Origin of the sequence: Opitutus sp. GAS368 (assembly GCF_900104925.1) — a bacterium.
In the GTDB taxonomy this organism is placed as follows: Bacteria; Verrucomicrobiota; Verrucomicrobiia; order Opitutales; family Opitutaceae; genus Lacunisphaera.
Genome location: NZ_LT629735.1, coordinates 3,777,171 through 3,792,463, shown reverse-complemented (window position 1 = coordinate 3,792,463; position 15,293 = coordinate 3,777,171). Strand labels below are relative to the sequence as shown.

The 15,293-nt window shown below is 64.1% G+C and carries 9 protein-coding genes; 5 read left to right on the top strand and 4 right to left on the bottom strand.

The window, feature by feature from the left end:
• Positions 1-17 precede the first annotated feature (17 nt).
• From BLU29_RS16070 to BLU29_RS16060, 3 genes are all read left to right on the top strand, one after another.
• A complete protein-coding gene (locus tag BLU29_RS16070; protein WP_091060047.1) occupies positions 18-1,406 on the top strand; it encodes a DUF1329 domain-containing protein in 1,389 nt (462 codons plus the stop codon).
• Between the two features lie 85 nt (positions 1,407-1,491).
• The gene (locus BLU29_RS16065; RefSeq protein ID WP_091060045.1) at positions 1,492-2,493 is read left to right on the top strand and encodes a YCF48-related protein; all 1,002 of its coding nucleotides are present in this window, start codon (positions 1,492-1,494) and stop codon (positions 2,491-2,493) included.
• Positions 2,494-2,596: 103 nt separating this feature from the next.
• Positions 2,597-4,939: an MMPL family transporter gene (locus tag BLU29_RS16060; protein WP_091060043.1), complete on the top strand. Its 2,343-nt coding sequence runs from the start codon at positions 2,597-2,599 to the stop codon at positions 4,937-4,939.
• A 441-nt stretch (positions 4,940-5,380) separates the two neighbouring features.
• Here the strand turns inward: BLU29_RS16060 and BLU29_RS16050 are convergent, their stop codons facing one another.
• From BLU29_RS16050 to BLU29_RS16035, 4 genes are all read right to left on the bottom strand, one after another.
• The gene (locus BLU29_RS16050) at positions 5,381-5,914 is read right to left on the bottom strand and encodes a hypothetical protein (RefSeq protein WP_091060037.1); all 534 of its coding nucleotides are present in this window, start codon (positions 5,912-5,914) and stop codon (positions 5,381-5,383) included.
• Positions 5,915-5,981: 67 nt separating this feature from the next.
• Positions 5,982-8,681, bottom strand: coding sequence for an ABC transporter permease (locus tag BLU29_RS16045; protein ID WP_091060035.1), 2,700 nt, complete (start codon positions 8,679-8,681; stop codon positions 5,982-5,984).
• A 4-nt stretch (positions 8,682-8,685) separates the two neighbouring features.
• Positions 8,686-11,439: an ABC transporter permease gene (locus BLU29_RS16040; protein WP_091060032.1), complete on the bottom strand. Its 2,754-nt coding sequence runs from the start codon at positions 11,437-11,439 to the stop codon at positions 8,686-8,688.
• A gap of 107 nt (positions 11,440-11,546) precedes the next feature.
• Positions 11,547-11,879, bottom strand: coding sequence for a PadR family transcriptional regulator (locus tag BLU29_RS16035; RefSeq protein WP_091060030.1), 333 nt, complete (start codon positions 11,877-11,879; stop codon positions 11,547-11,549).
• Positions 11,880-12,332: 453 nt separating this feature from the next.
• Between BLU29_RS16035 and BLU29_RS16030 the strand changes: the two genes are divergently transcribed.
• Entirely contained in the window at positions 12,333-13,289 is a 957-nt protein-coding gene (locus tag BLU29_RS16030; RefSeq protein ID WP_091054872.1) for an IS110 family transposase, read from the top strand.
• Between the two features lie 147 nt (positions 13,290-13,436).
• On the top strand, positions 13,437-14,576 hold the full coding sequence (locus tag BLU29_RS16025) for an AI-2E family transporter (protein ID WP_231962253.1): 1,140 nt from the start codon (positions 13,437-13,439) through the stop codon (positions 14,574-14,576).
• Positions 14,577-15,293 lie beyond the last annotated feature (717 nt).

Below are 15,293 nucleotides of genomic sequence, written 5' to 3'. Positions count from 1 at the left end.
CGCCGACCCCTCACTACATGAAAACGAAAAATCTTCTGTCCGTCCTCTGTCTTCTGCGCAGCCTCGCCGTAGCACTCCTGTGCGTAGGCGGGTCCGTCGCTCTCAGTTTGCACGCCGGCATCTCCGCCGCCGACGCCAGCCGCCTCGGCAACGACCTTACGCCCCTCGGCGGCGAGAAGGCCGGCAACGCCGATGGCTCCATCCCTGCCTGGACCGGCGGCATCACCACCCCGCCCGCCGGCTACACCCCGGGCATGCACCACCCCGATCCCTACAAGGACGACGCGGTGCTCTTCACCATCACGGGGGCCAACGCGGACAAATATGCCGACAAGCTCACCGCCGGCCAACTCGCCCTGCTGAAGGCATATGCGGACTACAAGATGCCGGTCTACCCGACGCACCGCAGCGCCTCGAACCCACAGCGCATCTACGACGCCACGAAGCAATACGCCACCACCGCCGCGCTCACCGCGGGCGGCAACGGCATCACCGGCGCCGTCATCGGCATCCCGTTCCCGATCCCGCAGAACGGCCTCGAGGTGATCTGGAACCACCTCACCCGCTACCGCGGCGTCGCGGCCAGCCGCCACATCAGCCAGGCGGCCCCGCAGCGCAACGGCAGCTACAACCTCGTGAATTTCGATGACGAGTTCCTTTTCAACTACGTTCGCGATGGCATCCACGAGAAGGACCTCGACAACGTCCTCATCTACTTCAAGCAGGCCGTCATCGCGCCCGCCCGCCTCGCCGGCTCCATCCTCGTCGTGCACGAGACGATGGACCAGGTGAAGGAGCCGCGCCGCGCCTGGCTCTACAACACCGGCCAGCGCCGCGTCCGCCGCGCGCCCAATGTCGCCTACGACAATCCCGGCACCGCCGCCGACAACATGCGCACGTCCGACCAGTTCGACATGTTCAACGGCGCGCCCGACCGCTACGACTGGAAGCTCGTCGGCAAAAAGGAAATGTATGTGCCCTACAATTCCTACAAGCTGCACAGCGATTCGCTCAAATACAGCGACATCTTGAAGCCCCTCCACATCAACCAGGACCTCACCCGCTATGAGCTCCACCGCGTGTGGGTCGTGGACGCCACCCTGAAGGCCGGCACCAACCACGTTTACAGCCGGCGCACCTTCTATGTCGACGAGGACAGCTGGCAGATCCTCGCGGTCGACCAATACGACAGTCGCGGCCAGCTGTGGCGCGTCTCCGAGGCCCACTGCATCAACTACTATGATGCCCTGACCTTCTGGAGCACGCTGGAGGTCCACACCGACCTGCTCGCCGGCCGCTATCTCGCCATCGGTCTCGACAACGAGGCCAAGATGTATGACTTCAGCCTGGTCCGCACCCCGGCGGATTACACCCCGGCCACCCTGCGCCAGGAAGGTGTGCGCTGACCCAACTTAAGCCCAAGGGCGGCCCTCACCGGCCGCCCTTTTTCTTGTGTGTCATTCGGCCCCACGGAGAATCATTCACTCAGCCATGCCGAGCCAGTCGAATCCTGTAGCGGCGGTCTGTGACCGCCGTTTCCGTTTGTCGGCGGTCATAGACCGCCGCTACAGGGCATGGCTGTTTCTCACCCTTACTCTCACTTTCACTCTCACTTCGGGCGCCGCCGAGACCTCGGAGTTGGCCCCGCTGGCCTCGAAGTCACTCCTGCTCGCGGTCGCCTACGCCGGGGACCGGCTCGTCGCCGTCGGCGAGCGGGGGCACGTGCTGCTCTCGGCCGACCAGGGCCGCAGCTGGACGCAGAGCCTCGCCCCGACCCGCGCCCTGTTGACCGGTGTCTCCTTCCCCGACGCCCAGCACGGTTGGGCCGTCGGCCATGATGGCGTCATCCTCGCGACCGGCGACGGCGGCTTGACCTGGACGCGACAGGACACTGGCAAGGACCTCGAGACCGTCTACCTCTCCGTGCTTTTCCGCAACGCGACCCATGGGTTTGCCGTTGGGGCCTATGGCAAGTTCGTCGCGACGACGGACGGCGGAAAAACCTGGACCACGGCCAAGCCATCCGCAGACGAGGTGCACTACAACCGGATCACGGAGGGCCTTGACGGTTATCTCTACCTCGCGGGTGAGGGCGGCTTGTTGCTGGTGTCCCATGACGGAGGCAAGGCGTGGATCAAATCCGAGGTGCCTTACGAAGGCTCGCTCTTCGGCGCCCTGCCCCTCGATAACGGCCGCGTGATCGTTTACGGCCTGCGCGGTCACATCCTGCGCTCGGAGGACCACGGGGCCAGGTGGGAGCCGCAAAACAGCGCCGTGCAGGTCCTCATCATGGGCGGCGTGCGGCTGCCCGCCGGCCTCATCGTGCTCGCCGGCCAGGGCGGCAACTTCTTCGTGAGCCGCGATGGCGGCCGCGTGTTCAGCCCCTGGCAGCCGGCCGATTTCGGCACCAGCGTGGCCGACGTCATCGATGCCGGCGATGGCACCCTGCTCACCGTCGGCGAGGCTGGCGCGATTCGCGTCACTGTGCCATGAGTTCGCCGACACCAAACGGAGAAAACTCTGTAGCGGCGGTCTATGACCGCCGTTCGATAGCCACGTTACGCTCAACGGCGGTCATAGACCGCCGCTACAGCCCATGATCGCGCGCCTTGAGGAATTCGTCTTCCGGCACCGCCCGGTCACCCTCACGGTGTTCGTGCTGATCACCGCCGTGCTCGGCTTCTTCGCGGCGCGCACGCGGATCGACGCCAGCTTCGACAAGCAGCTGCCCACCGGGCACGAATACATCAAGACCTTCAAGAAGTACCGCACCCAGTTCGGCGGCGCGAACCGCGTGGTCATCGCCCTCGTGGCCCGGCAGGGCGACATCTTCACCCCGGAATTCTTCAAAACCCTCAAGGCCGTCACGGACGAAACCTATTACCTGCCGGGCGTCGACCGGGCCCAGGTCACCTCCCTCTACACGCCCAATGTCCGCTACATCGAGGTCGTCGAGGATGGCCTGGCGGGCGGCAATGTCATCCCGGCGGACTTTTCCCCCAATGCCGCCGGCCTGGCGCAGGTCCGGCAGAACATCATCAAGTCCGGCCACGTGGGCATGCTGGTGGCCAACGATTTCACCGGCGCGGCCGTCATTGTATCCCTCCTCGAGGTCGACCCGTCCACCGGGCAGAAGCTCGACTACGCCCAGGTCGCGGCGGCGCTGGAAAAGAACATCCGCGACAAATACCAGAGCGACCGGATCAGCATTCACATCATCGGCTTCGCCAAGGTCATCGGCGACATCACCGAGGGCGCCGAGGGCGTGCTGGTGTTCTTCGGCATCGCGCTCGTGATCTCCGCGATCCTGCTTTTCTACTTCTCGCAGTCGCTGATGCTCACGGTGCTGCCGCTGCTGACCTCGTTTTGCGCCGTCGTCTGGCAATTCGGCATCCTCAACCTGCTCGGGTTTGGCATCGACCCGCTCTCCATCCTCGTGCCGTTCCTGGTGTTCGCCATCGCGCTGAGCCACGCCACGCAGATGCTGCGGTCGTTCCGCTACGAGATCAACCTGGGCAAGGACGGGCTCGCCGCCGCCCGCGCCTCCTTCAGCAATCTCTTTGTCCCCGGCTGCGTGGCCATCCTGACCGGCACCGTCGGCTTCAGCACCATCTACCTGGTGACCGTGCCGACCATCCAGGAGCTGGCCATCACCGCCAGCCTCGGCGTGTTCCTGATCATCTTCACCGACCGCTTCCTGCTCCCGGTGCTCATCTCCTACCTCCGGGTGCCCCCGGAATTCCGGAAGCGCGTCAACTTCCGGCGCTTCGCCCTGCAGCCCTACTGGCGCCGGCTGGCGAATTTCACGACCGGCCCGCGCAGCTCCGTCGTCATCATCGTCGTCTCGACCATCCTGCTCGCCTACGGCTGGGTCGCGTCGCACGAGGTCAAGATCGGCGACCTCTACGCCGGGGTGCCCGAACTGCGGCAGGATTCCCGCTACAACCGCGACAGCGCGGTCATCACGCGCGAGTTCAGCATCGGGGTCGACGTCATCACCGTGCTGGTGGAGACCGTGCCCAACGCGGTGATCGATCACGACATCATGGCGCTGGTGGACCGCTTTGGCTGGCACATGCGCAACGTCGAGGGCGTCCAGTCCACCCTGTCGCTCGCCGACCTCGCGAAAACCATCAACGCCGGCTGGAACGAGGGCAGCCTCAAGTGGCGCGTCATCGCCCGCAACCCGGCCGCGCTCGCCCAGTCCGTCTCGCCGGTGGAGACGGCCAGCGGGCTGCTGAACAACGACGGCAGCGTGATCCCGGTGATGATCTACCTCCAGGACCACAAGGCCGAGACCATCAGGCGCGTGGTCGCCGCCGTGAAGGAGTTTCGCGCCATCCACGACTCCGACCGCGCCCGGTTCAAGCTCGCCACCGGCAACGTCGGCGTGATGGCCGCCACCAACGAGGTCGTGGCGGCCGCGCAGACGCCCATGGTCCTGTGGGTCTACGCCGCCGTGATCGTGCTCTGCCTGCTCTCCTTCCGTTCGTGGCGCGGCACGGTGTGCGTCATTGCGCCACTGATCGTCGTTTCCTACCTCGGCTACGCGATGAAGTATCACCTGCACATCGGCTTGAAGACCTCGACCCTGCCGGTGATCGCCCTCGGTGTCGGCATCGGCGTGGACTACGGCATCTATCTTTTCTCGGCCATCCGCGAACGATTGCGGATCGGGGATACCTTCGAAGACGCGCTCTGCTTCGCCTTCGCCACCATGGGCACCTCGGTCATGTTCACCGGCAGTGCGCTGGCCGTCGGCGTGGGCACCTGGGCGTTCTCCGCGCTGAAGTTCCAGGCCGACATGGGCATCCTGCTCTCCTTCCTCTTTTTCTTCAACATGCTCGGCGCGATGCTGCTCATGCCCGCCCTCGGCCGCTGGCTGTTCCGCGACAAGCTGGCCTGCCGGCTCAAGCCGGCGGCGCCGCCGGAAAGCTGATGCAGGGTCGCCGCTTGTCGGCGGACCGTCTTTTGGCGGGCCCTCGTCCCTGCGGGCCGTTTCTGGCGGACCCACGCTCGTCATACCAATTACGGTTTGAGATAATATTTTACACCAAGATCGCAAAGGACGCAGAGCAGATTCATGCTCAAACGATTGAGCGCTTTGTGTCCTTGGCGACCTTCGTGTGAAAAATCCGATACCGATTGTTATCAAGTAGGGTGACGCTTGTCGGCAGACCGTCTTTTGGAGGGTCCGTGTCCCTGCGGGCCGTTTAGCTGGAGCTGATACCAATCGCCTCAAGCTACTACACTCTACACCAAGGTCGCCAAGACCGCGAAGCAGATTCTGCGATGGGAAATATCTCTGCGTTCTTTGCGGCCTTCGTGTAAAAGCTTTGGGTGTTTGGTATGAGCCCTCCATACCAGACCTGTCCTTTGCTCACTTCCACGTTTCGACCCCACCGCTGGCCGTAAACGTGAACGCCAGATCCAGCTTGGTCTCCGTCTTGGTGCTGCGCGCGATCCGCTGATAGGTGAAGTCCCCGGACCTGGCCGTTTCCATCTGCAGGATCTCGGCCGGCGCGAAGCGCCACTGGCGCACCGCCACCCTCACCGCTTCGTGGAAATCCTCGGCATAGGGGCCCGGTGTATTGTAGGTCAGGAGGCTCGGCCCGATGTCTGTCACTCGTCCGGCCGTGTCCACCGTGACCTGCACGCCCACCGTGGCCCGACCGGCTTTTGCTTTGAGCGCCTTGGCCGGATAAACGGGCAGCACGACCGTCGCTTTCAGCGGCACCGCCTGCCGGAAATCCTCCGAGTACTTTGCCGCACTGGGCTCACCGACATCGCCCACAATGACCTTGTCCGACGCCACCCGCTGCGCCTCGACCACCACGAAAGAACTCGCCCCCGTGTCCGGCGGCGGCACATGCCGGCAGCCGGCCGCTGAAAGCAGAACCACCGTCAGCCCCACTCCAGGCGAAGGATTCCTCGGCATGCCTCTCAGTCTGCCACTTTCACCCTCACTTTCACTCTTAATCTCACTCCGCCCGCAGGGCAATCACCGGATCAACCTTCGCCGCCCGCCGGGCGGGCAGCCAGCAGGCGAGCGCGGCCACAACGCCGAAAAGGAGGGAAACGCCGAGGAATGTTCCGGCATCGGTCGGACTCGTGCCGTAGAGCCAGGCCTGCATGCCCCGCGTTACCAGTGCCGCGACCGACAGACCGAGCGCGAGGCCGACGCCGAACACACTCATTCCCTGGCGGAGCGTCAGCCATTGAACGTCCTGCGGGCGCGCTCCGATCGCGATCCGCACCCCGATTTCTTTGGTTCGCTGCATGACCGAATAGGCCAGCACCCCGTAAAGTCCGATCATGGCCATCACGATGGCGCCGCCGCCAAGCACCGTCAGGACCTGCATCAGCCCTCGCTGGCCGGCGAGCGACTCTGCACGGATGTGCTCCAGGCTGTCCGTGCGGACAAGCTTCACCGTGGTATCCATGGCGCTGAGCTCGTGCTGCAGTTGAGTCACAAGCAACTCCAGCGGGCGCTCCAATTTCAACAGCAGGATGAAACTCCGGTCAGAAGAGAACCGGAACAGCTCACTACCCGACAACAGCCCGAAAGACACCTGCGGCTCCGGCTCCTTGCCCAGTTGCAACATGCGGATATCACGAACGACCCCGACCACCTCCGCCTTGTTGATATGCTTGCCGAGAGGGTTCTGGTTCGGCCAATAGCGTCGCACAAAACTCTGGTTGACTACGGCCACCGGTCCACGGCTGGCCGTGAGATCCTGCAGATCGAACTCCCGACCGGCCACCAGCGGAATCCCCAGCAGACGAAAATAGCCTGGGCCAACTGCGCTCATTATATAGGAAATACGTTCCCCCGGCCGGAGTTCGAAGCCTTCCAGTGTGTCGAGCCCTCCCATCGCATATTGCCCTCCGAGCGGCAGCACTTCATCCGACGTCGCGCAGGCCACGACACCGGGCAGCGCACGCATTCGCGCGATCAATTGCTCGATAAAAGCCGCGGTAGCCTCGTTGGAGTATTTTTCCCGTTCCAATGCCACTGTCGCCACCAGCACGTGCTGCGACTCAAACCCGGCGTCGACGGAAACGAGTTTCCCGAAACTGCGCCCGCAGAGCCCGGCGCACAACAGCAGGACAACACAGGCCGCCACCTGGCCGACGAGCAGAAAGTTTTGCAACGTGAACCGGCCCCGCCGCCATGTTGTCGCACTCACCGCATCGGTTTTCAGACCCGGCGCGAGTTCAACACGGAACATCTGCCAGGCCGGCACCAGGCCAAACACAAGGCCGGTCAAGCCCGACAGGCACAGGGTGAAACCTAGTGCCCGTCCGTCCAGCCGAACTCCCTCGACGGGCAGATATTTCAGCGCACCCGTTCGCAAGGCCAGCAGGGCATCGGTGCCCCAGTGAGCGAGCAGCAGCCCGGTCGCCGCGCCGAGCAGAGAGAGCAGCAGGCTTTCGATCAGCAGCTGGCGCGTGAGGCGGCCGCGCGTGGCGCCGAGCACCAGCCGGACGGCGATCTCCCGTCGCCGCCGGAGCGCCCGCGCCAGCAGCAGATTCGCAGCGTTGCCGCAGGCGATGAGCAGCACCAAACCCACCGCCGCCAGGAACAGCGTGGCCAACCGTGCGACTTGCTCGCGTCCACCAAACTGCAGGCCCATGTTTCCCAGGGCGGATCTGAACAGGAATGTGCGGTATCTGGCCGGCATGATGCCATACCGTTCGTAGCCCACCGGCGCCTTCTGCTTATACTCTGTGCTCAGGCGGAGCGTGATCGCATCGAGTTCCGCCATTGCCTGCTCCGGGCTGGTTCCCGGAGTCAGACGCCCAGCCATTTGGTATACCGGATCAGCCTTGATCAGCTTCCACAGGCTCGCCGGAGCCCAGAACGCGGGGCGCACCCCCCCGAATGCATTAAGTCCATCGAACTCCGGCGGCGCGACGCCGACGATAGTCAGCTTCACATCATTCACCACCAATGGCTGCCCCAGCACCTCGGCCGAGCCCGCCCAGCGGCTTTGCCAGAGCTCTTGGCTGATGACCGCCACCATGGTGTGCTCCGGCGTCTCATCGTCTTCTTTAACAAGGAGCCGACCGAGCGCGGGCGTTACGCCAAGTCCCGAAAAATACCTGCCCGTCACCAATTGTGCGTAGACCGGCGTGCGCTCGGCGCCTTCGCGCAAGGACACCCGGGCGCCCGCAAACCCGAAGAATTCCGCGAATGTCGTGGTGCCGTCCCGATACGCGCAATAGAACGGGTAGGAAATGTTTTGATTAAGCGCGCCGCGTTCCGGATCGCGAAACCCGATGGACCACACTTCCGATGCCGCCCGCACTGGCTTGGGGCGCAACAGCAATGCGTCAACGATGCTGAAGACCGCGGTGTTGACCCCGATACCGAGGGCCAGGGTGAGCACAACCGCCACGGCAAACCCAGGGCTCCGCCACAATTGCCGCACCGCGTAGCGCAGATCTTGCCCGCACTGCTCCAGCCACACCCAGCCCCTTCCCTCCCTTGCCTGCTCCTGGATGACGGCTACGTTGCCGAACTGTCGCAGCGCGGCATAGCGCGCTTCATCCGGGCTCATACCGGTCTTCCGGTTCAGCTCCGTCTGTAAATCGACATGATGCCGCATCTCCTCGGCCATTTCGGTGTCGAGTCTTCCCTTGCGGAACAACAGGCGGAGTTTCGCGAGGAAGTTCATGCCATTATTCAGCGCGCAGCGCGATGGTGGGATCGACTTTCGCAGCCCGGCGGGCGGGCAGCCAGGATGCGATACCCGCTACCACCAGCAGGACGACCGTGGCGGCCAGGAAAGTGAGCGAATCGGTCGGGACGACCCCAAATAGAAACGGGCTGACTAGGTGGGTCAGCGCGAATGCGCCGCCGATTCCGATCAGGCAGCCCAGCACGGCGAGTCCCAAACCGCGTCGCATGACGAGCCCAAGAATCTCATGCAGCTGCGCGCCCAGCGCCCGCCGGATGCCAATTTCCTTGGTGCGGGCCGTCACCTCGTGGGCCAGCAGGCCGTAAAGGCCGATACAGGTGAGAACCAGGGCGAGTCCACCAAACAACGACGAAAGCACTGCAAAGAGGCGTTCCTGCGCAAAGAGGCGGTCAACCTGTTCCTCTTGTGTGCGCAGGTCATAGGCCGGCAGGGCCGGTTCAACCTCGCGCACCGCGGCCCGAATGGCGTCTGCCAGTGCTTCCGGAGGAATCGTCGTGCGCACCGCAAAACAGGCGTCGCCGCCCCACGATACTTGGGCAAAAGCCGTGAAAACCGTCGGCGCAATCTTCGTGCGCAGCTCGGCGGAATGGGCGTTGCCGACCACGCCCACGATTTCGGCCCTTAGATCCGTTGAACCAATTGACGCCCGGCCGGGAAACGTAATGCGGCGGCCCAGCGGACTTTCTCCGGGAAAATAGGTCCGGGCAAACTCTTCGTTGACGAGCACGACCGCGCGGCCGCCGCCCCGGTCGACTGCGGACAGGTCGCGGCCCAGCAGAAGAGGAATCCCCATGGTCCGCCTATATTCAGGACTGACGCTGTTGGCCGTGGCGCCGTGATACAGGCCCGCCGGCAGCCGCGGGTTGTCGACCACGATCGAACCGCTGGACTCTTGTCCGGTGAGCAGGCCATAGTTCGAGAAAGCCACCGCCTCCACCCCCGGAATGACCTGGATCCTTTCCCGGATCCGTTCGAAAAGGCCCGCCGCCTGCGTATCCGAATATCCCGCCGGCCCCGCACTGGCTTGAAAAAGTACCAGTCCGCTCCGGTCAAACCCGGCATCAATGCTGCGCAGGTTGCGCAGGGTGCCGAGGAACAGACCCGCGCCGATGAGCAGGAGCATCGAAAGCCCGACCTGGGCCACCGTGAGACCTCCGCGCAAGGCGGGACGCGTCCGCCGGTCTTCATTTCCGCCGGCTCCCTTAAGCGCAGAATTCAAATCCACGCGGGTCGATCCCCAAGCCGGGGCCAGGCCGAAAAGCAGTCCCGTGACCAGGGAAAGCCCGACCGTGAAACCAAGAATCCGGCCGTCGAGAGAAAGCGCCCCGCCGTCGCCCACCGGCCACAGATGCAGCAAGCCGGCCCGGCCCCACCAGGCGATCAGCACGCCGAGTGCTCCGCCGGCCAGCGCCAGCACCGCGCTCTCGGTCAGCAACTGCCGGATGATCCGCCCGCGACTGGCACCTACGGAAAGACGCACCGCCATTTCCCGGCGACGGGTGGCCGCCCGGGCGAGCAGGAGATTGGCGACGTTGACGCACGCGAGAAGCAGAACGAGGCCGACCATTCCCACCAGGATCGCCAGCGGCCGGGCGTAGGAGCGCCGGCTGTCCATCAACCCCTGCCCGCCGGGCTCGAGCCGAAGGCGCGGCATGTCGCGGCGCTCGGCCTTTCCCGCCTGCTTCGCCCCGCCCTGGTTCCAGGCATCGCGGGCGGCGGCGATCAGGACGGGTTCGAGCTGCGCCTCGGCCTGGGTAATGTCCACGCCCGGCCGGAGCCGGCCCATGACATGCAGCCACCAGATCAACGGGCGCCCGAAAAACGAATAGACGCCGCTCCGCAGTCGCGGTTCGCAGTTCAGTGGCAGCGTGACATCGGGCGCCTCCCCGGCCTGCAGCGCCCCGATGAAGTCCCGCGGCATGACGCCCACGATGGTGGCTGCAACCTGATTCACCTTGATCACCTTGCCGAGCACCGCTTCGTCGCCGCCCAAATTTTGCTGCCAATAGCGAAAAGACAGCACCGCAACCGGGGCCGCAGCGGCGCGATCATCGTCCGCGGTAAGCATTCGCCCCCGGAAGGCCAGAACGCCCAGGGCGGAAAAATAATTTCCCGTGACAAGCTGGCCGGCGGCAGGTTTGGTCCGATGGTCGACCGTCACGGTGATGCCGTAGAGCGGCGCGAAGGCGAAAAGCTCGCTCATCATCGAGGCGCGACTCCGCAATCGCTCGAAAATCGGGTACGAGAGTACCGTGTCGCTGTTCAAGCCCGTCTCCGGATCGCGCTCGTGGCGCCCCACAAGGCCCTCGAATGGCGCGTTGTTGGAAAGCCAACGAAAGATCACAAGTTCCTGCGGTTTTCCGACCGGCAGGGAACGGAGCAGAACCTCGTCAACGAGACTGAAAAGGGCGGTATTGGCTCCGATGCCGAGGCCCAGGGAAAGCACCGCCACCGCGGCAAAGCCCGGACTCTTGCACAACGAGCGGACCGCATACCGGAAATCCTGCGCCAATTGCTCCAACCACACCCCGCCGCGCACTTCCCGCGTCTGCTCCTGGATGTTTGCCACATTGCCAAATTGCCGCAGCGCGGCGTAACGCGCCTCTTTCGGCGACATTCCCGCTTTGCCGTTCAGCTCCGTCTGCAGCTCCACGTGGTGCCGCATCTCCTCCGTCATCTCGGTCTCGAGTTTATTTTTAGTGAACAGCGAACGGAGTCTGCGAACGAGGGTCATGAGTCTGGATTTCAGGTCGTTCTCATTCTCTTGCTCGTAATCGTTCTCCCCGTTCGTTGCTCCGTTTTGAGAAAGAGAAAGATTAGGAGAACGTGAATGAGTGGCGCTCAGGCGCCGCCCAGCACGAGGTTGATCGCCGTCGAGAGCTTGGCCCAGCTCTGCTCCTCGGTCGCGAGCTGTTTCCGGCCCGCGGCCGTCAGCGCGTAGAATTTCGCCTTCCGGTTGTTTTCCGAGACGCCCCACTCGGCCTTGATCCACCCTTGGTCCTCGAGCCGGTAGAGCGCGGGATAGAGCGAACCCTGCTCCACCGTCAGCATGTCCTTCGACATCTGCCCGATCCGGACGGCGATGCCAAAGCCGTGCATGGGCTCGTTCTGGAGCGATTTCAGGATAAGCAGGTCGAGGGTGCCCTGCAGGAGGTCGGCTTTGTTGTGAGTCATGGGCGCTTGCCTAGAGTTTCTAGGAGAGAGCCGCCTCTCCCCTAGATTGTCAAGGCGAGAAGGTTTCGACCACGGATGACACGGATATTCACGAATACACCACCTTCTCACTTTGCTTGTCATTCTGAGCAGAGCGAAGAATCCAGTGCACTGTCAGTCGGCCTGCGTCATTCTGGATCCTTGTATGTCTTGGGCGATGAAAGTTGAAAAGGGTTTGGCCCGAGCCGGGCTCCGAGAATGGGCCCGATGGCTCGTCGGAGGAGGCCGGCTTGGGCTGGGTTGCCAAGTCAGTCCGGGTGGATTGACTGGAGGCCGCCCACCAGGGCGTTCGCCGTGCAGGCCGCACGGTGGACGGCAAGACCGACAGATCGCTGGATCCTTGGGCCCTCGAGCCCGTAGTGAAGCCGGGTCGCGGTCTTGTGCCTGGTCAAACCTCGAACCGCTGAAAGAGTCATGAACTCGTATTACAAGGTAGAGTCGACCGAACCTGTGCGGTACGTCAGCTTGGATATCTCCAAGGCGCGCCTGGACTACACCATTGCCGGCCAGAAGTGCCGGCAGGTCCCGAACACGGCAGCGGGCATTGCCACGCTGATCACCCTCGTCCAGCCGCTGCCGGGAGTGCGCGTGGTATGCGAAGCGACGGGCGGGTATGAACGCCGGTTGCTGGAGCAGCTGCACCAAGCGAGCGTACCGGTCTGCCGCTTGCAGCCCGGGCGGGTGCGTAACTTCGCCCGGGCGGAGGGCACGCTGGCCAAAACCGACAAGATTGATGTGGGGCTGATCTATCGCTACGCTTGCGCGATGCATCCCCGCGTGGAGAAGCCGCCGCTGCCCGAGGTAACCGCGTTGCGCGAGCTGCTGGATTATCGCCGGCAGCTGGTAGATCAAGGCACGCAAACGGCCAACCGGCTGGAAACAGCAGGCCCGACCTTGCAGGCCTTGCTGCAGGCGCAACGCGAGCAACAAGCCGCCGCCCTGGCCAAGGCCGACGAGTTGGTGGCGCAGCAGGTGCGGGCGCATCCCGCCCTGCGGGCCAAGGCAGAGCGGATGCAGCAGTTGCAAGGGGTCGGTCCGGTGCTGGCGACGACGCTGTTGGCGTACCTGCCGGAACTGGGCGAAGAGGACGACAAGCGCATCGCCGCCTTGGTCGGAGTGGCCCCGCATGCCCACGACAGCGGCGAAACCTCCCGGCCGCGCCATGCCCGCGGTGGCCGCGTGGAGGTCCGCAACGTCCTGTACATGGCCGCAGTCAGTGCCTCCCAGCACAACCCGGTCCTGTCGCTGTTCTATCAGCGACTCCAGGCCGCCGGCAAACCCGCCAACGTCTGCCTGCTCGCCGTCATGCGCAAAATGATTGTCGTGCTCAACCGCATGCTCAAAGACCCACACTTTACCCTTGTCGGCTGACACCGCTGCTTCTCTGCGCTCAGGATGACAGGCATCGGGGTCATCCGTGTTCATCCGTGCAATCCGTGGTCAAATAATCGGCCGCCTTTCCACCATCCCCGGGCTTGCTGCCTCTTCCGTCCTCTGTTCTCTGTCATCCGTCCTCCGATGTCTTCCGAGCCCACCCCCCTCCTCTCGCCCGCCCAGCGCAAACTGGTGGGTTTCGCGCTGGGTTTCACGGCGCTCTGCGCCATCGGCTGGCTGCTCTACGTGCTGCTGGCGGGCGTCGCCAGCTTCATCAGCGCGTTCTCGGTCGTCATCTGGCCGCTGGCGGTCGCGGGCATACTCGCCTTGCTCATGCGGCCGGTGGTCACGGTCTTCGAGCACCGGCTCAAGGTGAAGCGTCCGGTGGCCGTCGTGCTGCTCTACCTCGTCTTCCTGCTGCTGGTCGCGGGGCTGCTGGTCACTTTCCTGCCCGTCCTCGTCTCCGAAATCCTCGAGTTCATCGCCTACCTGCCGACCCTGTGGCAAAAGACGGTGGCATGGAGTGAACAGCATTTCCCCGAATGGCTGGCAATCGTGCGACCCTATCTCGACAACCCCACCGTCAAGGCCACGCTCGACGGCCTGACCCATCAGGCGCAGGACCTGCTCGGCAACCTGGCCCCCACCCTCAAGTCGGCCGGCGCGGGCATTTTCGGACTCTTCGGATTCGCGGCGTCGCTCGCCATCATCCCCGTCTACCTGTTCTTCTTCCTGCTTTCAAACGACGACCCGACGCAGGCCCTGCCCGAGCACCTGCCCTTCCTGCAAAAGGAACACCGTGACGACGTCGTGTTCCTCGTGCGCGAGTTCCTCGGCATCTTGGTGGCGTTTTTCCGTGGCCAGCTGCTTATCGGCCTGATCATGGGCCTCTTCTTCGCCACCGGGTTCTCCCTCGCCGGCCTCAAGTTCGGTCTGGCGATCGGCCTGCTGATGGGACTGCTCAACATCGTGCCCTACCTCGGCAGCATTCTCGGCCTGAGCGTGGCATTGCCTCTCGCCTACCTGCAGCCGGACGGCGGCGGCCTGACCATGCTGGGGGTCTGCCTCGGCGTCTTCGCGGCGGTGCAAGCCATCGAAGGCTGGTTCCTCACGCCGCGCATCATGGGCAAGCAGACCGGGCTGCACCCGGTGGTGATCATCGTGGCCGTGTTTTTCTGGGGCAAGGCGCTCGGTGGCGTGCTCGGCATGATGCTGGCAGTGCCGCTCACAGCGTTCTTCGTCACGGCCTGGCGCTTTGTCCGGCGCAAGTATTTCGCCGCGTAGGCGACCGCAGACCCGCCTTCCCGGGCGCCGGACAGACAGTCGGGGCGGCATCGAGGCCAATCATCAATTGGCCGGTCGTTGCCGCTGCATGAGGCAGGGCGGAGCGGCCCGCTCCGTCGCGAGCGTAACAGCCCATCCCTCGGCGCACCGGGCCGGTGCGCCCTACCGTCAGGCTGATGCGCGAAGCTCAACAGTTCCTTCGCTCTTCCTTACTGCATCTTACTGCATCCTTGCGCTATCTTGGCGCTGCCCTTGCGCTATCCTTGGGGGTGGCGGCAGCGTTCATTCTTACTGGTGGGCCGGAACCGACCGCCGCGCAGCGGCGTGGGGTTTGCCCGGCGACCGTTCAAATCCAAGCCCCGGCTCCGACCCGTTACCTGCCACCTGGTTCCCCCATTTTGAAAAACCCGCCTTATACCAATTACGATTTGCGATGAGATTTTACCCCAAGATCGCAAAGAACGCGGAGCGGATTCATGCCCAAACGATCAGGTGCTTTGTGTCCTTGGCATCTTCGTGTGAAAAATCCGATGCCGTTTGGCAATTGATATTGGTCCGTCCGGCTTAAATGGCGTCTCCGGGCAGCCGGCAAAAGAGGTCCTCATTTCCATCGGCCAAGCCTGCGCCCGCTCATCCCGACGCCCGGGCAGAAAACCTCTCCTGACAGGGGTTGTCAGCAGGGCCGGGCCGCGGCTTTGACTTCACCTCGGTTGCCGC

Coding starts and splice junctions, on each gene's coding strand:
- BLU29_RS16070 (WP_091060047.1), top strand. CDS start 18: ATGAAAACGAAAAATCTTCTGTCCGTCCTCTGTCTTCTGCGCAGCCTC.
- BLU29_RS16040 (WP_091060032.1), bottom strand. CDS start 11,439: ATGACCCTCGTTCGCAGACTCCGTTCGCTGTTCACTAAAAATAAACTC.
- BLU29_RS16030 (WP_091054872.1), top strand. CDS start 12,333: ATGAACTCGTATTACAAGGTAGAGTCGACCGAACCTGTGCGGTACGTC.
- BLU29_RS16045 (WP_091060035.1), bottom strand. CDS start 8,681: ATGAACTTCCTCGCGAAACTCCGCCTGTTGTTCCGCAAGGGAAGACTC.
- BLU29_RS16025 (WP_231962253.1), top strand. CDS start 13,437: ATGTCTTCCGAGCCCACCCCCCTCCTCTCGCCCGCCCAGCGCAAACTG.
- BLU29_RS16035 (WP_091060030.1), bottom strand. CDS start 11,879: ATGACTCACAACAAAGCCGACCTCCTGCAGGGCACCCTCGACCTGCTT.
- BLU29_RS16065 (WP_091060045.1), top strand. CDS start 1,492: ATGCCGAGCCAGTCGAATCCTGTAGCGGCGGTCTGTGACCGCCGTTTC.
- BLU29_RS16060 (WP_091060043.1), top strand. CDS start 2,597: ATGATCGCGCGCCTTGAGGAATTCGTCTTCCGGCACCGCCCGGTCACC.